We start from the raw sequence: 16,374 nt of genomic DNA on the forward strand, positions 1-16,374 counted from the left end.
CGCCCCATGACAGACCTGAGCCGGGCCGGGGTGGCCGAGATCGTCCGACTCACCTCCGCCGGAGACCTGACCGCGCGCGTCGTCGTCGACGAGGCCCTCGATCGCATCGAGGCCGGCGACCGCACGCTCAACGCGTTCTCCCGGGTGCTGGCCGACGAGGCGCGTGCTGAGGCGTCGGCGCGCGACGAGTCGGTGGCGAGCGGGGAGACGCCCGGTCCGCTGCACGGCGTACCGATCGTGATCAAGGAGGAGATCGACGTCGCGGGGACGGTCACCACCTTCGGTGGCGATGCCAACACGACGCCGGCCCGGGCCGACTCCGAGATCGTCCGTCGCCTGCGCGAGGCCGGAGCGGTGATCGTCGGCAAGACCACGATGCCCGAGTTCGGGGCGTTCCCCTTCACCGAGTCCGACAGTCGCGGCATCACCCGCAACCCCTGGGACCCCGACCGCACCCCCGGCGGCTCCTCGGGCGGTACGGCGGCCGCGGTCGCCTCCGGCATGGTCCCGATCGGGATCGGCGGCGACGGGGGTGGCTCGATCCGGATCCCGTCGGCCAGCTGCGGCCTCTTCGGCCTCAAGCCCCAGCGCGGCCGGGTGACCACCGCGCCGTACCCGCACCTGTGGTGGTCGCTGGGCACGACCGGCCCGCTGTCCCGGTCGGTCCTGGACAGCGCGATGGTCTACGACGTGATCCGCGGGAACGTCGACTCCGACCTCTACCGGGCCGGGGAGGCGCCCTCGTTCGTGGAGGCGGCCGGTCGTGAGCCCGGGCGGCTGCGCATCGGCTGGTCCACCACCCCGGTCACCCGTGGGGTGAAGCCGGACCCGCAGCACGTGCGTGCGGTCCAGGACACCGCGACGCTGCTGGCCGAGCTCGGCCACGACGTCGTGGAGATCAACCCGCGCTACCCCGACCCGAGTGCGGCGTTCGTGCCCCAGTTCTTCGCCGGCATCCGCAGCGAGGCCGATGCGGTCGAGCACTTCGACCGCCTCGAACGACGGACCCGGGAGACCTACCGCCTGGGCGCCTGGGTCCGGCCCAGGGTGCGCGAGTGGGCGCTGTCGGAGACCGAGAAGATCGCCCGGAAGGCCAACCGGATCTTCGACCAGTGCGACGTCCTGCTGACCCCGACCACCGCCCACCGCCCGCCCGCCGTCGGTCGGCTGGGCCGGGTGGGCACGGTGCGTGCCTCGCTGCGCTCGATGCCCTCGATCGCCTACGCCGCGCTGTGGAACGTGGCGGGGAACCCGGCCGCCGCCGTCCCGTGCGGTCTCGGCACGGACGGGCTGCCGCTGTCGGTCCAGCTGGTCGGGCGCACCGACGACGAGGCCACCCTCTTCTCGCTCTCGGCCCAGATCGAACGGGCCCGGCCGTGGCCGCTCGTGGCGGGCGAGGCGAGCATCGGATAGGAGGGGCGATGGCCGCGATCGAGGTGCGAGGCCTGGTCAAGACCTACGGCGCCCTGCGCGCGGTCGACGACGTCTCCTTCAGCGTCGCCGAGGGTGAGTTCTTCGGCATCATCGGGCCGAACGGCGCCGGCAAGACCACCGTCCTGGAGCTGGTCGAGGGGCTGCGGGCGCCCGACTCGGGGGAGATCCGGGTGCTCGGCCAGAAGGTGCGTCCGCGCAACGCTGCCCTGATGCCCCGGATCGGCGTCCAGCTGCAGGCCTCGTCGTTCTTCGAGCGGCTGACGGCCCGCGAACAGATCCGCACCTTCGCGGCGTTGTACGACGTCTCGACGGCCCGCGCCGACGCGTGGCTGGAGCGGGTCGGGCTCGTGGAGAAGGCCGGCACCCGGGTCGAGGATCTCTCCGGCGGCCAGGCGCAGCGACTCTCGATCGCGTGCGCGCTGGTCCACGATCCCGAGCTGGTCTTCCTGGACGAGCCCACCGCCTCGCTCGACCCGCAGGCGCGGCACAACCTGTGGGACCTGCTGCGCGGGATCCAGCACGCGGGTCGCACGGTGGTGCTCACGACGCACTACATGGAGGAGGCCGAGGCCCTCTGCGAGCGGATCGCGCTGATGGACCAGGGTCGGATCCTCGAGCTCGACTCGCCGCGCGCCCTGATCGAACGACTCGGGGTGGAGAGCCTGGACGACGTGTTCCTCGAGCTGACCGGACGGGCGTACCGGACATGAGCACGCGCGCCTTCACGAGCCTCTCCCGGGCGATCCTGCTCGGGTTCCTGCGGGACCGGTCGGCGGTCTTCTTCGCGGTGATCTTCCCGCTGATGTTCCTGGTGCTCCTCGGCTCCATCTTCAGCGACCAGCGCCAACCCCGGGTCGAGCTCCTCGAGATCGGTTCGGTCGCCCTCTTCGACGCACTGCCCGCGCAGGCCAGGTCGGAGTTCGAGACCGCCTTCGACGTGCGCAGGGTCGACGACCGGGAGGAGGCGCTGGCCGCGGTCCGCTCCGGAGATGCCGACGTGGCCGTGGAGATGCAGGGCGAGCGGCTGGTCGCGCACTACACCCAGACCGACCCGGTCCGGGCCGCGATCACCCAGGGCACCCTGCGGGCGTTCGTGGACGGCGCCAACCTGGCCCTCAGCGGGACCCCGCCGCGCTTCTCCCTGGAGACCCGCTCGGTGGAGGACGACTCGCTGCAGGCGATCCAGTTCGTGACCCCCGGGCTGCTCGGCTGGGCGGTGGCGATGAGTGCCAGCTTCGGCGCGGCCGCCACCCTGCAGGGCTGGCGGCAGAGCAAGCTGTTGCGACGCATCCAGCTCGCGCCGGTCTCCACCCGGACCGTGGTGGCGGCCCGGGTGGGGGTCACGGTCGCGGTCGCCCTGGGGCAGATGGCGCTCTTCCTGGCCCTCGGGGTGGCGGCCTTCGGGCTCGAGCTCACCGGGGCGTGGCCGGCGGCGATCCCGCTGCTGGTCGTCGGCACCCTGTGTTTCATGGCCGTGGGGCTGCTGGCGGGTGCGGTCACCAGGACGGCGGAGGGGGCGGTGAACATGGCCAACTTCTTCGTGCTGCCGATGGCCTTCCTCAGCGGCTCGTTCTTCCCGCTCGACGTCGCCCCGCGGTGGCTGCAGACGATCTCGCAGGTGATGCCGCTGCGCCACCTCAACGACGGGATGCTCGACGTGATGGCCCGTGGTGAGGGGGCGGGAGCCGTGTTGGTGCCGATCGGCATCCTGACCGTCTTCGCGACCGTGATCACGCTGCTCGCGGCCCGGCTCTTCCGGTGGGAAGCCACCTGATGGGGCTGCTGTTCCAGACGCCGCGCGCCCGCGTGCAGCGCGTCGTACGCCGGCTGCGCGGCGGGCCCAGCCCGCTGGCGGGGCGCACCGTGATGATCACCGGCGCCTCCTCGGGCATCGGCGAGGCGACCGCGCACGCGGTCGCGCGGGTCGGCGGTCACGTGCTGCTGGTGGCTCGCCGGGCCGACGAGCTGGCCCGGGTCCGCGACGCGATCGAGGCGGACGGGGGGCGCGCCTCGGCGTACACCTGCGACCTGACCGACCTCGAGGCCGTCGACGCCCTGGTCGAGCGGGTGCTCGCCGAGCACGGCGCGGTCGACCACCTGGTCAACAACGCCGGCCGGTCGATCCGGCGCTCGCTGCACCTGAGCCACGACCGCTTCCACGACTTCGAACGGTCGATGGCGATCAACTACTTCGCCCCGGTCCGGCTCACCATGGGGCTGCTGCCGGCGATGCGCGCGCAGCGCTTCGGGCACGTGGTCAACATCGTCACCTGGGGCGTGCAGATCAAGGCGCCCAAGTTCGCGGCGTACATCGCCTCCAAGACGGCCCTGGACAGCTGGTCCCGGGTCGCCTCGCGGGAGGCGTACGGCGACAACGTCACCTTCACCAACATGCGCTTCGCGCTGGTGCGTACGCCGATGGTCGCGCCGACCGAGGCCTACGCCCGGATGCCCGCCGCCACGCCCGAGCAGGCCGGTGCCCGGGTGTTGCGGGCGCTGGAGGACCGCCCGGTCACGGTCAACGGGTGGCCGGGTCGGATCGGGGAGTGGGCGAACCTGCTCGCGCCGCGGTTGAGCGACGCGCTCTTCTGGCGCTCCGACCGCGCCTTCCCGGACTCGGCGGCAGCCCGCGGCGACCGGCCCACCTGACCCGGGCCGCCCGGCCGAGCAGGCTCGGTCAGCTGGCCTTCTTCTTGGCGGCGGTCTTCTTGACCGGCTTCTTGGCGCTCTTCTTGGCGGCCGCCTTCTTCGCCGGCTTCGCGTCCTTCTCGTCCTTCGCGTCCTCGTCGTCCGGCTTCTCGCCGCGGGCGGTCTTGGCCGCGTCCACGGAGCGCTGCAGCGCGGCCAGCAGGTCGACCACCTCGCCCGAGGACTTGGTCGAGGTGGCGGTGCGCTTGACCTCGCCGCCCTCGATCTTGGCGGTGACCAGGGCCTCGACGGCCTCGGCGTAGTCGTCCTCGAACTCGGTCGCGTCGAAGTCGCCGGCCAGGGTCTCGACGAGCATCTTCGCCATCTTCACCTCGGCGTCCTTGACCTCGCCGGCCTCGACGCTGAAGTCCGGGGTGCGGATCTCGTCGGGCCACATCATCGTCTGCAGCACGATCACGTCCCCGTTGTCGGTGGAGCGCACGCGCAGCACGGCGACACTGGTGCGCTGGCGCAGCGCGACGGTCACCACGGCCATCCGGTCGGCCTCGACGAGGGCCTGGCGCAGCAGCGCGTAGGGCTTGGCGCCGGTCTTCTCGGGCTCGAGGTAGTAGCTCTTCTCGAAGAGCATGGGGTCGATCTGGTCGCTCGGCACGAACTTCTCCACCGCGATCTCCCGCGAGGACGTCGAGGGGAGCTCGGCGAGGTCGTCGTCGGTGAGGATGACCATCTCGCCGTCCTCGGTCTCGTAGCCCTTGGCGATGTCGGCGTAGGGGACCTCCTCGCCGTCGATCGAGCAGATCCGCTGGTACTTGATCCGGCCGCCGTCCTTGGCGTGCACCTGCCGGAACGAGACGTCGTGCGACTCGGTCGCCGAGTAGAGCTTCACCGGGACGTTCACCAGCCCGAACGACACCGAGCCCTTCCAGATCGCACGCACGCGGCTTGCCTCTCTCTCGACGGACCTCAGTTCCTCTTCGGACAGGATGTACCCATGCGCCCGATGCTCGCCACCCGAGGCACCCACGTGCCCACCGGCCCGGAGTGGTCCCACGAGGTCAAGTGGGACGGCATGCGCATCCTGGCCGACGTCCGTCCCGACGGGGTCCGGCTCACCTCCCGCAACGAGAACGACGTCACGGTCACCTTCCCCGAGCTGCACGCGCTGGCCGGTCGGGACCTGCTCCTGGACGGCGAGGTGGTGGCCTTCGCCGACGGCGTGCCGAGCTTCGGGGCGCTGGCCGAGCGGATCCATGTGCACTCCGCCCGCCGGGCCGCCGTGATGGCCCAGGCGCAGCCGGTGACCTTCCTGATCTTCGACCTGCTCCGGCTGGACGGTCGCGACCTGACCGGGGAGCCGTTGGCGAAGCGGCGCGAACTGCTCACTGGGCTGGGGCTGACCGGGCTGGGGCTGGCCGGGGACCACTGGCACGTGCCCGACGCGTACGACGACGGCGACATGCTCTTCGAGGCCACCCTCCAGCAGGGCCTGGAGGGGATCGTCAGCAAGCGGCTCTCCTCGCGCTACCACCCCGGCCGGCGCAGCCCGGACTGGTTGAAGTTCCCGCACCGCCGGCGCTCGTCGTACGTCGTGGGCGGCTGGCGTGCGGAGACGGGCTCGGACCACCGGCGGGGGGCCCAGCGGCTGGGCGCCCTGCTGGTCGGCGAGCCCACCCCGGACGGGCTGCTCTACCGCGGTCGGGTCGGCAGCGGGATCGCGGGCGCCCGCGGACCCCAGCTGCTGGCCCTGCTCGAGCCGCTGGCGCGCGCCTCGTCGCCGTTCGCCGACGAGGTCCCGCGGGTCGACGCGACCGGCACCCACTGGGTCGACCCGTCAGTTGTGGTTGATGTCGAGGCGCTCGGTCTGTCGACCCAGCAGCGGTTGCGGCAGCCGTCGTACCGCGGGGTGCGCAGCGACCTCGACCCGGCCGACCTGATCGAGGAGCACCGATGAGCGAGGTCCGTGTCGACGTCGACGGTCGCACGCTGTCGATCAGCAACCTGGACAAGGTGCTCTACCCGCGCATCGGCACCACCAAGGGCGAGGTGCTCAACTACTACGCCCGGGTGTCGCCGGTCCTGCTGCCGCACCTGAAGGACCGGGCCGTGACCCGGATCCGGTGGCCGCACGGCGTGCAGGGCGACAGCTTCTTCGAGAAGAACGCGCCGGCCGGCACACCGTCCTGGGTGCGCACCGTCACGGTGCCGACGACCGGCTCCCGCGCGCCGTCGAAGAACGGCGACACCCTGGTCTTCCCGATCGTCGACGACCTCGCCACCCTCACCTGGATGGTGAACCTGGCCGCGCTCGAGCTGCACGTGCACCAGTGGACGGTCGGGCGCAACGGAGACCCGCGCAACGCGGACCGTCTGGTGATCGACCTCGACCCGGGGGAGCCGGCAGGGCTGCACGAGTGCTGCGGGGTGGCCCTGCTGGTGCGCGACAAGCTCGCCGAGCGCGGGTACGACGCCCGCCCGGTCACCAGCGGCAGCAAGGGCCTGCACCTGTACGCCGACCTGCCCGGCCGGATGCCGTCGGAGGAGGCGACCGCGCTGGCCAAGGAGGTGGCCGAGGAGCTGCAGGGTGAGCACCCCACGCTGGTGACCGCCACGATGACCAAGGCACGACGAGGCGGGAAGGTCTTCCTCGACTGGTCGCAGAACGCCGGCTCCAAGACGACCATCTCGCCGTACTCCCTGCGGGGGCGCGAGCGGCCGACGGTGGCCACGCCGGTCTCCTGGGCCGAGGTCGAGGAGGGGGCGGAGGATCCGCTGGGCCTCGAGCAGTTCGGCTTCGAGCAGGTCCTGGAGCGCGTCGACGAGCTGGGCGACCTCTTCGCCTCCTGACCCCACTCGCCGCCGCCGTTTGTTACCGCTTTGTGGATTTCACGTGGACGGGGTGTGGTCGGCGTCCCACTAGCGTTCTTCCCAAGCCGAAGGCACTCGGTGGCGACACCTTGCACGGCACGATCGACGCGTTCGTCTCTGGGGGGAGCGGGCGGTCGGTCGGAGGAATCAGAGCGATCCGAACGCATCTGGAGGGAGGCGTTCGGATCGCTCTTCCGTTTTCCTGCTGCACGGCATCGCGAGAGGAGATCCACCATGGAGTCGACAATGCTGGGCGGCGCCGTGGCTCTCGCGCCGCAGGACCGTGTCGGACATGCCACGGAGGTGGCCGACGAGACCCCTATGCTCGACCTCATGGGACAGCGCGTACTCGTGGTCGAGGACGAGGAGGACATCGCCTTCCCCCTCGTGCGGACCCTCGAACGTGAGGGTTACGAGGTCGAGTGGGTCGACAGCGGCCAGAAGGCTCTCGACTCGCTGAAGGCGCTGCCCGCCTCGCTGATGATCCTGGACCTCGGTCTCCCCGACTTCGACGGTCTCGAGGTGTGCCGACGTGCCCGCGACAGCGGCTACGAAGGCGCCATCATGATCGTCACCGCCCGTGCCGGCGAGCTCGACCGGGTCGTCGGGCTCGACTACGGCGCCGACGACTACCTCTCCAAGCCCTTCGGTCTCGCCGAGCTCCAGGCGCGCGTGCGCGCCCTGCTGCGGCGTACGACGGGTGCCGGACCCGCGGCCCCCGAGAGCTCCGACGGTCTGCGCATCGACGTGGAGTCGCGACGGGTCTGGTCGGGGCAGGCCGAGGTGAACCTGACCGGCAAGGAGTTCGACCTCCTCGCCATCCTGCTCGCCGACCGCGACAAGGTCGTCTCCCGGGAACGTCTGATGGCCGAGGTCTGGGACGAGCACTGGTTCGGTTCGACGAAGACGCTCGACGTCACGCTGGGGCGCCTGCGTCACAAGCTCGAGGACGTCGGGGTGAAGGAGCGGATCGTGGCGGTTCGAGGCGTGGGTTTCCGCCTCGAGGGCGACCCCGCCCATGCGTAAGCGGCTGACCCTGGCCTTCATCGTCCTCACGGTGCTTGCCCTCTTCACCGCCGGGTTCATCCGGACGTTCATCCTGCGCGACCTGATCCGTGAGCAGGAGGCTGCGCACGTCCGGCAGGAGAGCTCGCTGATCGCGGAGATCGTCGCCGACCGGCAGTCCGGCGGCGGGTCAATCGACAAGAACTTCCTCAAGGGGCTGGTGGGCCCGGACAGTCGCCTGGTGTTCAAGGCCGACGGCCAGCGCCCGGTCGTCGTCAAGGGCGCCGACTACCGGGGCGTGGACGGCGCCGGCGACCCGCTCTCCACCACCGTCGAGACGTACGGCGCCACCGTCACCGTCTCCCAGTCCGGCTCGGTCTCCCGGCAGATCCTGATGCGCAACATCGGGTCGATGCTGCTGGTCTACTTCCTGATCGCGATGCTGGCCGGCGCCATCGGCTACCTGTTGGCGCGCCGGCTCTCGAAGCCGTTCCGGGAGCTGGCCTCTGCGGCCGCCGCCCTCGGGCGCGGGCGGTTCGACCTGGAGCTGCCGAACAGCCGGATCCCGGAGGCCCGGGCGATCGCCCAGGCGCTGGGCACCAGCGCCGGCCAGCTGGAGGACCGGCTCCGGCGCGAGCGGGAGTTCGCCGAGCACGCCTCGCACGTCCTGCGCAGCCCGCTGACCGGGTTGCGGCTCGAGCTGGAGGACCTCACGATGCGCGGCGACGTGCCCGAGGAGGCGCAGCAGGCTGCGGAGCGGGGGATGGCGACGATCGACGAGATGGACACGGTGGCCGGCGAGCTGGTGGAGATGTCGCGCAGCGGGATCCTGGTGGCCGGCTCCGAGCTGCCGTTGGTCGAGCTGGCCACCCAGCTCGCCCAGCGCTGGGCGGACCGGCTGGCGTCGCGCAACCGCACCCTGACCGCCTCCGCCGAGGGCGATCTGTCGCTCTCCTACACCCCGGGTCCGGTGGAGCACGTCTTCGACCTGGTGATGGCCGAGGTGTTCCGCCGGGGGACCGGGCCGGTGCACATCGTCTACCGGGGACAGGAGGGCGGGCACCTGCGGATCAAGATCGCGGCGCTGGGGCGCACCTCCGACCTGACCGGGTCCGAGCCGGAGACCCGGCTGCAACAGGCTCGCGCCGTGGTCGAGGCGCTCGGTGGCCGGATCAACGGCCACGACCCTGCGCACGGCCTGGAACTCCTGCTGCCGCGTCGTTGACGCGTCCAGCAGACTGGTGGCCATGACTGACCTTCCGGCGGGCCGCCCCGTGGAGACCTGGCTGACCGACATGGACGGTGTCCTCGTGCACGAGGACGTCCCGATCCCCGGCGCGAAGGAGTTCATCGAGGCGCTCAAGGCGTCCGGCCTCGGCTTCCTGGTGCTGACCAACAACTCCATCTTCACCCCGCGCGACCTGCGGGCCCGACTGCTCAGCAGCGGGATCGACGTACCCGAGGAGGCGATCTGGACCTCGGCGCTGGCGACCGCGCAGTTCCTGGTCGAGCAGCGCCCGCGCGGCACGGCGTACGTCGTGGGCGAGTCGGGGCTGACCACGGCGCTGCACGACATCGGCTACGTGATGACCGACCGCGACCCGGACTACGTGGTGCTGGGGGAGACCCGGACCTACTCGTTCGAGGCGATCACGACCGCGATCCGACTGGTGGAGAAGGGGGCGCGCTTCCTGGCCACCAACCCCGACGTCAGCGGCCCGAGCGTGCACGGCACGCTGCCGGCGACCGGGTCGGTGGCGGCGCTGATCGAGACCGCGACCGGTCGCAAGCCGTACTTCATCGGCAAGCCGAACCCGTTGATGATGCGCAGTGCCCTGAACCGCCTCGACGCGCACTCCGAGACCACCGTGATGGTGGGCGACCGGATGGACACCGACATCAAGAGCGGGCTGGAGGCGGGCCTGCGGACGGTGCTGGTGATGGGCGGCTCGACGCGGGAGGACCAGATCGAGATGTTCCCCTACCGGCCGACGATGGTGGTCGACTCGGTGGCGGACCTGGTCGACACCGTCGGCAGGGACTGAACCCCGCTCGAGCACGCGCCCGAGGCTCCTTGAATCTTCACCGACCAGGGGTCAAGGTCGGCTCCTGGGCCACCGATGTGTCCGGTGGAGGGAGGCAGTCGATGCCTCCGGCGGAACAGGTTCTGGGAGGTCCTGATGACGCAGGCACAGTTGCTCGACATGCTCGATCTGGTCGCGATGAGTCTCTGCTCCTCGTGTGGCGAGGCCGTCGGCCAGTTCCGTGGAGATCCGTCGCTGTGGGTGCACCTGCCCAGCGACGACGGCTCCTGGCTCGGGCCGATCCGGGACTGATCGCCGTGACCACCTTTTTACTTTCAGATTCAAGGTCTTCGGGCTGGGGACCGATGAACAGGGTGAGCGGGGAGCACACCAGCACCCCACCGGGAGCCATGTCCGTAGGGGAGTCCTGATGACTCAGGAGAAGCTTGTCGAACTGCTTGATCTGACCCAGGTCAGCGTCTGCGCCGTCTGCGGCCAGGCGGTCGCCCAGTCCAAGCGTGACGAGACCGTGTGGCTGCACATCCCGAACGGCGGCTGCGAGTGGCTGTTCCCGCCGCACCGGGGTGTGCGCGAGCGTCACTGACGCCCCCGCGACGTGACAGCGACGTCCTCGCGACGCGCTGACGACGGCCCCTCGACAGTCGTCCTGCTTTCTTCGGAGTGACCGTGCGCATGGGATGCGCGGCGCAACGAAGGGAGCATCGACATGTCCGATCCAGGCTCGAAGGGTGACTTCGCCACTCCGTCGGGCGACGCCGCGCAGTCCGACGAAACGGCCGGCACCGCGTTCTCGACGCCGCCCGACTCGTCCAGCGCCGCCGAGCAGGCGGCCTTCACGCTCGACGCCCAGTCGATGGGCGGGGTGAGCACCCAGCTCCTCGACACGCACGCCGCCCTCGAGGACGCCCTGCACCGTCAGGAACGCTCGACGAAGGGCGCCCACAGCATCGAGTCGCTCAGCGACCTCGGCGGCATGGCCAACGTCCAAGGTGTGGCCATCGGGCTCGGTTCGCCCGGCGACGGCCCTCCCGGCGAGCCGACGCTGAACGTCTACGTCGCCGAGCGGACCTCGGTCGAGCGGGTGCGCGAGGTGGTGGTCGACGGCCTCGGCGTCCAGTCCGCGGGCGACATCAAGATGACGGTCCGGCGCTCCGGCCAGTTCGACGCCCAGCCGCACCGGTTCCGGATCCGACCGGCTCCCGGCGGAGTCTCTGTCGGGCACGTCAAGGTGACCGCGGGGACGCTCGGCTGCCTCAGCATCGGACGCAGCTCGCCGCGCAACTCGCGACTGTTGATGCTGTCCAACAACCACGTCCTGGCGAACTCCAACAACGCCGTGTACGGCGACAGCATCATCCAGCCCGGTCGCTACGACGGTGGTTCGCACCCCGGCGACCAGGTGGCGATCCTGGAGCGATTCGTGCCCATCCAGTTCGGCGGCGGCACCAACTACGTGGACGCCGCCACCGGGTGGTGCTGGCCCGACCGGGTACGCCGCGAGCTGATCTACCCCTACGGCAGCGGGTTCGCGTTGTACCGGATCGGCAGTAACCCGGTCTACCCGCAGCTCGGCTGGCTGGTCGGGAAGTCGGGTCGGACCACCCAGCTGACCCAGGGCCGCATCGTGTCGGTGAACTGGTCCGGTTGGGTCAACTACGGGGTCGGGTACGGCTGGTTCGTCGGCCAGATGGTCGTGCAGGGCGGCAGCGGCGACTTCTCGGCAGGCGGTGACTCGGGTTCGGTGATCTGGAAGTGGGAGTCCGGGCTGCCTCCCACGGGCTTGCTCTTTGCCGGCGGTGGTGGCTACACGATCGCCAGCCCGATGCCGTGGGTGACCTATCTGCTCGACATCAACCTCTACACCTGAGGCGGTGCGCACCGTGCTCGTCCGGGCGGCAACCCAGGCTTGGTCCGCCCGGTCGGCGCTAGCATCGAACCGGGCTTGCTTGTCCACGGCCGCAGGGAGGTGATGGTCCGTGACGGACTTCGAGGATCCGCTCCAGGGTGGCGAGGACGCTGCCCTTCCGCACCGCCCACCGCCGTCTGGTGCCGCGTCCGCCGAGGATGAGCTCCTCGAGCGTCACCGGGCGGACCTGCTCACCGTGCCCGGCGTGACGGCCGTATGGTCCGGGCTGACCTCGACGGGGGCGGTTGCCGTCTTCGTCGGCGTCACGGATCCGTCGGCACGCGACCGGCTGCCCCGCTCGCTGGAGGGCCTGCCGGTGGAGGTGGTCGACGTGCCCGGCGGGTTCGTCGCCCTGGCCGACGGTGACCGGCCCGCCGAGCCACCCCCGTCGGAGTGTCAATAGCGTGGATGCGCCATGGACGGAGGCGCCCCCGTTCGTCAGGATGAGGTGCAGCGCCGTCCAATGCTCGTGACTCGGATGCGGGCCGGAGGCGGCGCGGACGGGGGCAGTCCCGATGGTCTCGCCCGGGGGCGCAGACACGTCGATCTCCGTGCTCGGCGGGTTCGACGTGCTCTCAAGGGGAGAGCGGCTGAACCTACCGGAGGCCGTGCAGCGCATGCTGGGCTTCCTGGCCGTGACCGGGAAGCGGCAGTGCCGCAGCACGGTGGCGGGCCGGTTGTGGCCGCTCATCGGTGAGGCGCGCGCGCAGGGCAACCTGCGCACCGCGCTCTGGCAGCTCCGGCGGACCGATCTCGACGTGGTCCGCGCCGTCCGGGACCAGCTCTGGCTCAGCGAGGACGTGGCGCTGGACTTCCGCGCGATGACCGAGCAGGCCTGGGGCGTGCTGAGTGGGGACCTCAGCGCGACCGACGTTCTCGGCCTCTCGCTGCCGCTGTTCCAGGCGGATCTGCTGCCGGACTGGGACGAGGACTGGCTGCTGATCGAACGCGAACGACACCGCCAGCTGCGCCTGCACGCGCTGGAGGCCGTCAGCCACCGCCTGGTTGAGCTCGGACGACACGCCCTGGCAGCCGAGGCGGCGTACGCCGCGATCACGGTCGAGCCGCTGTGCGAGTCGGCCCACCGGACGCTGGCGCAGGTGTTCCTGGCCGAGGGCAATCCGACCGAGGCGCTGCGGCAGTTCGAGCTCTACCGCGCACTGTTGGACGACGAGACCGGGTACGGCCCGACCGACGCGTTCGTCGCGTTGATCACTGCGCCCAGGCGGCCCCGCGGGACCGAGGTCAGGCTGATGAGCTCCGGCCGCTGGCGGCCGCGGGACGCCGGCGGGCCGACCGGGGGTCGCCAGGTGACGAAGCCCGGCGGGCCGTGAGCGCGCGGCGGCCGTTCTCCACAGATTGAACCCCGCCCTTGTCGGGTAGGGCCATGCCAGCACTACGGTGCTGACAGGAACCTCACTCGGGACAGGGACCGTCATGGCCATCACGCATGCCGAGGCGCACGTCGCCTTGGTCGAGCAGCTCGACCACCACGTCCGCCTGCGGGTGCGCACCGAGGGTGTCGACCCCCAGCGGGACGCCGTCCTCGTCCGCCGGATCGCCGAGACCGTGGTCCGCGACCACGACGAGCGCAGCCTGACCGGCGCCGTGGCGCCCGTCCGCGACGTCGACGCGGTCGTAGGGGAGCTCGTCGCCCGGGTCTCCGGCTTCGGGCCGCTGCAGCAGTTCCTCGACGATCCGGAGGTCGAGGAGGTCTGGATCAACGATCCGAGCCGGGTCTTCATCGCTCGCAACGGCCGGCACGAGCTCACCCATCTGATGCTGAGTGCCGCCCAGGTGCACGAGCTGGTGGAGCGGATGCTGAAGTCCAGCGGACGTCGGATCGACATCAGCCAGCCGTTCGTCGACGCGATGCTGCCCGAGGGCCACCGCCTGCACGTCGTGCTCGAAGGCATCAGCCGGGGGTTCTCGGCCGTCAACATCCGCAAGTTCGTGCTGCGCGCAGCCCGGCTCCAGGACCTGGTCGAGCTGGGCAGCCTCACCCCGCGAGCCGCCGCTTTCCTGGAGGCCTCGGTCCGGGCCGGCCTGAACATCCTGGTGGCGGGCGGTACCCAGGCAGGCAAGACCACCCTGCTGAACTGCTTGGCCGCCGCCATCCCGGGCGGCGAACGGGTGGTGTCCGCAGAGGAGGTCTTCGAGCTCCGCTTCCCGCACCCGGACTGGGTGCCGTTGCAGACCCGTCAGTCCGGGCTCGAGGGCACCGGCGAGATCAGGTTGCGGGACCTGGTCAAGGAGAGCCTCCGCATGCGCCCGAGCCGGATCATTGTCGGCGAGGTCAGGGCCGAGGAGTGCCTGGACCTGCTGCTGGCCCTGAACTCCGGGCTTCCCGGCATGTGCACGCTGCACGCCAACAGCGCCCGCGAGGCCTTGGTGAAGATGTGCACCCTGCCGTTGCTGGCCGGGGAGAACATCTCGGCGAAGTTCGTCGTTCCGACGGTGGCCGCCTCCGTCGACCTCGTCGTCCACCTCGGCGTCGACCACCACGGCATCCGCCGGGTCAACGAGATCGTGGGCGTCTCCGGACGGGTGGAGAACGACGTCATCGAGACCTCCCCGATCTTCGTCCGTGGGGGTGGGGAGCTTCGCCGTGGCGGTGGATTCCCACCTCGGCCCGAGCTCTACGAGCGCACCGGCACCGACGTCCTCCGGCTGCTGAACGAGTCGTCCTGATGGGGGCGCTCGTCGGACTGGGCGTGGGGGTCGGCCTGCTGCTCGTCTGGTCGGCGTTCGCGCTGCCCCGACCGCCGCACGCGCCACGCGGACGCCTCGGAGGCCTGCAACGGCGGCTGGCCCGAGCCGGGCTCGCGCACGTCCCGCCCACCGGTCTGCTGTTGACCTGTGGGCTCCTGGCCCTGGTCTGCGCCGTCCTGGTCCAGGCGGTGTCGGGAACGGCGACCGTGTCGCTGGCGTTCGGTGTGCTCGCGGCGTACCTGCCGCTCGCGGTGATCGATGCGCGCGGGCGCCGACGGCAGCGCGAGTTCGCGGAGGTCTGGCCCGAGGCGGTCGACAACCTGGCCTCCGCCGTGCGCGCCGGCCTCTCGCTCCCGGAAGCAGTCGTCGGACTGGCCGCTCGTGGGCCGGCACCGTTGCGGCCCGCGTTCGAGGAGTTCGGCCTCGACTACCAGGTGTCCGGCCGGTTCTCCGAAAGCCTGGACCGGCTCAAGGAGCGACTCGCGGACCCGGTCGGTGACCGGGTGATCGAGGGTCTCCGGATCGCCCGTGAGGTCGGCGGCGGCGAGCTGGGTCACCTGCTACGGAACCTCTCCGGCTACCTCCGCGACGAGGCGCACACCCGCGGCGAGCTCGAGTCGCGGCAGTCGTGGGCGATCAACGGGGCGCGCCTCGCCGTCGCGGCGCCGTGGCTCGTGCTGCTCTTCATGTCCCTGCAGTCCGAGGTGATCCACCGGTACGCCTCCTTCGGGGGTGCCGTGGTGCTCGCCGTCGGTGGCGCAGCCTGCGTCGTCGCGTACCGGCTCATGATGCGCATCGGTCGACTGCCGGTCGAGCAGCGGATCCTGTCGTGACGCCGGCCCACTGGGGCGCCCTCGCCGGCGGTTGTCTGGCTCTGGGAGTCCTGCTGTCCGGCTCCCGGATCCATGCGCTGCGGCGGCCGCAACTGCGCCTGCGGGTCCTGCCCTACGTCCGGGACCTGCCGACCGCGACCGGATCGTCCCCGGCCGTGGTGGCAACTCGCGGCGTCGTGGGACCGGCTCTGGCCGCGGCAGCGTCGACGGTGGAGCGGCTGGTGGGCGGCTCCGCCTCGGTACGCCGCCGGCTGCAGCGGGCGGGCCTGGACCGCAGTGTGCACGAGTTCCGGATCGAGCAGGTGATCTGGGGGGTGGTGGCCTTCGGTGCCGCCGCGGCCTACGGCGTCCTGCGATCGTTGTCGGACCCCGGGGCGGTCGTCTCGTCGGCGGTGCTCAGCTGCTTGGCGTTCGTCGGCGGCGTTCTCGCCCGCGACCATCACCTCACGTCGCAGGTGAAGCAGCGCGAGCGACAGATCCTCGCCGAGTTCCCGACGTTGGCCGAGCTGCTCGCCCTGGCCGTCGCCGCGGGGGAGAGCCCGGTCGGTGCGCTCGATCGCGTCGTACGTCGCAGCGGCGGCGTGCTGTCGCAGGATCTGGCCCAGGTGCTGGCCGATGTGCGGACCGGCGACCCGGTCGGGCCGGCGTTCGACCGGATGGCCTCGGCCAGCGGCCTGCCGCTGGTCTCGCGCTTCGCCCAGGGCATCGCGGTGGCCATCGAGCGGGGCACCCCGCTGGCCGACGTCCTGCACGCCCAGGCCGCCGACGTGCGTGAGGCGGGGCGCCGCGAGCTGATCGAGGTGGCGGCCCGTCGTGAGGTCCTGATGATGGTGCCGGTCGTCTTCCTTGTCCTCCCCGTGACGGTGCTGTTCGCGCTCTGGCCCGGCGTCGTCGGCCTGCACCTGACCACCCCCTGATCGCTCCA

At 71.2% G+C, this 16,374-nt stretch carries 18 protein-coding genes; 17 read left to right on the forward strand and 1 reads right to left on the reverse strand.

Annotation, left to right across the window (positions count from 1 at the left end; all coding sequences use genetic code 11):
* The first annotated feature begins 6 nt into the window (after nt 1-6).
* The 4 genes from ABZE72_RS00090 to ABZE72_RS00105 are packed head-to-tail and all read left to right on the forward strand — an operon-like array spanning nt 7 to nt 4,083.
* A complete protein-coding gene (locus tag ABZE72_RS00090; protein ID WP_372726965.1) occupies nt 7-1,413 on the forward strand; it encodes an amidase in 1,407 nt (468 codons plus the stop codon).
* A gap of 8 nt (nt 1,414-1,421) precedes the next feature.
* Nucleotides 1,422-2,144 carry an ABC transporter ATP-binding protein gene (locus ABZE72_RS00095; protein ID WP_372726966.1) on the forward strand — a complete coding sequence of 241 codons (723 nt, stop codon included), beginning with the start codon at nt 1,422-1,424 and terminating at the stop codon, nt 2,142-2,144.
* The gene (locus ABZE72_RS00100) at nt 2,141-3,208 is read left to right on the forward strand and encodes an ABC transporter permease (RefSeq protein ID WP_372726967.1); all 1,068 of its coding nucleotides are present in this window, start codon (nt 2,141-2,143) and stop codon (nt 3,206-3,208) included. The genes ABZE72_RS00095 and ABZE72_RS00100 overlap by 4 nt, the downstream gene beginning before the upstream one ends.
* On the forward strand, nt 3,208-4,083 hold the full coding sequence (locus ABZE72_RS00105) for an SDR family NAD(P)-dependent oxidoreductase (protein ID WP_372726968.1): 876 nt from the start codon (nt 3,208-3,210) through the stop codon (nt 4,081-4,083). Before ABZE72_RS00100 ends, ABZE72_RS00105 begins: the two co-directional genes overlap by 1 nt.
* 28 nt (nt 4,084-4,111) lie before the next feature.
* Here the strand turns inward: ABZE72_RS00105 and ABZE72_RS00110 are convergent, their stop codons facing one another.
* Nucleotides 4,112-5,020 (reverse strand): Ku protein, encoded by a 909-nt coding sequence (locus tag ABZE72_RS00110; protein ID WP_372726969.1) that lies wholly within the window; start codon nt 5,018-5,020, stop codon nt 4,112-4,114.
* A gap of 54 nt (nt 5,021-5,074) precedes the next feature.
* Between ABZE72_RS00110 and ligD (ABZE72_RS00115) the strand changes: the two genes are divergently transcribed.
* From ligD (ABZE72_RS00115) to ABZE72_RS00175, 13 genes are all read left to right on the forward strand, one after another.
* Complete coding sequence (gene ligD / locus ABZE72_RS00115) at nt 5,075-6,034, forward strand: non-homologous end-joining DNA ligase (RefSeq protein ID WP_372726970.1); 960 nt, start codon at nt 5,075-5,077, stop codon at nt 6,032-6,034.
* Nucleotides 6,031-6,927: a non-homologous end-joining DNA ligase gene (gene ligD / locus ABZE72_RS00120; protein WP_372726971.1), complete on the forward strand. Its 897-nt coding sequence runs from the start codon at nt 6,031-6,033 to the stop codon at nt 6,925-6,927. Before ligD (ABZE72_RS00115) ends, ligD (ABZE72_RS00120) begins: the two co-directional genes overlap by 4 nt.
* Nucleotides 6,928-7,281: 354 nt before the next feature.
* On the forward strand, nt 7,282-7,974 hold the full coding sequence (locus ABZE72_RS00125) for a response regulator transcription factor (RefSeq protein ID WP_372726972.1): 693 nt from the start codon (nt 7,282-7,284) through the stop codon (nt 7,972-7,974).
* Nucleotides 7,967-9,178 (forward strand): sensor histidine kinase, encoded by a 1,212-nt coding sequence (locus ABZE72_RS00130; RefSeq protein ID WP_372726973.1) that lies wholly within the window; start codon nt 7,967-7,969, stop codon nt 9,176-9,178. The genes ABZE72_RS00125 and ABZE72_RS00130 overlap by 8 nt, the downstream gene beginning before the upstream one ends.
* A 22-nt stretch (nt 9,179-9,200) precedes the next feature.
* Entirely contained in the window at nt 9,201-9,998 is a 798-nt protein-coding gene (locus ABZE72_RS00135) for an HAD-IIA family hydrolase (RefSeq protein ID WP_372726974.1), read from the forward strand.
* Nucleotides 9,999-10,133: 135 nt separating this feature from the next.
* Entirely contained in the window at nt 10,134-10,289 is a 156-nt protein-coding gene (locus ABZE72_RS00140; protein ID WP_372726975.1) for a hypothetical protein, read from the forward strand.
* Nucleotides 10,290-10,407: 118 nt separating this feature from the next.
* Entirely contained in the window at nt 10,408-10,581 is a 174-nt protein-coding gene (locus ABZE72_RS00145) for a hypothetical protein (RefSeq protein ID WP_372726976.1), read from the forward strand.
* Between the two features lie 123 nt (nt 10,582-10,704).
* On the forward strand, nt 10,705-11,865 hold the full coding sequence (locus ABZE72_RS00150) for a hypothetical protein (protein ID WP_372726977.1): 1,161 nt from the start codon (nt 10,705-10,707) through the stop codon (nt 11,863-11,865).
* Between the two features lie 109 nt (nt 11,866-11,974).
* Nucleotides 11,975-12,307 (forward strand): hypothetical protein, encoded by a 333-nt coding sequence (locus ABZE72_RS00155; RefSeq protein ID WP_372726978.1) that lies wholly within the window; start codon nt 11,975-11,977, stop codon nt 12,305-12,307.
* 214 nt (nt 12,308-12,521) lie between these two features.
* A complete protein-coding gene (locus ABZE72_RS00160) occupies nt 12,522-13,238 on the forward strand; it encodes a BTAD domain-containing putative transcriptional regulator (protein WP_372727017.1) in 717 nt (238 codons plus the stop codon).
* A 103-nt stretch (nt 13,239-13,341) separates the two neighbouring features.
* Complete coding sequence (locus ABZE72_RS00165; RefSeq protein ID WP_372726979.1) at nt 13,342-14,595, forward strand: CpaF family protein; 1,254 nt, start codon at nt 13,342-13,344, stop codon at nt 14,593-14,595.
* Nucleotides 14,595-15,449 carry a type II secretion system F family protein gene (locus ABZE72_RS00170; protein ID WP_372726980.1) on the forward strand — a complete coding sequence of 285 codons (855 nt, stop codon included), beginning with the start codon at nt 14,595-14,597 and terminating at the stop codon, nt 15,447-15,449. Before ABZE72_RS00165 ends, ABZE72_RS00170 begins: the two co-directional genes overlap by 1 nt.
* The gene (locus tag ABZE72_RS00175; protein WP_372726981.1) at nt 15,446-16,366 is read left to right on the forward strand and encodes a type II secretion system F family protein; all 921 of its coding nucleotides are present in this window, start codon (nt 15,446-15,448) and stop codon (nt 16,364-16,366) included. Before ABZE72_RS00170 ends, ABZE72_RS00175 begins: the two co-directional genes overlap by 4 nt.
* Nucleotides 16,367-16,374 lie beyond the last annotated feature (8 nt).

It is taken from the genome of Nocardioides sp. (assembly GCF_041600255.1).
GTDB lineage: Bacteria > Actinomycetota > Actinomycetes > Propionibacteriales > Nocardioidaceae > Nocardioides.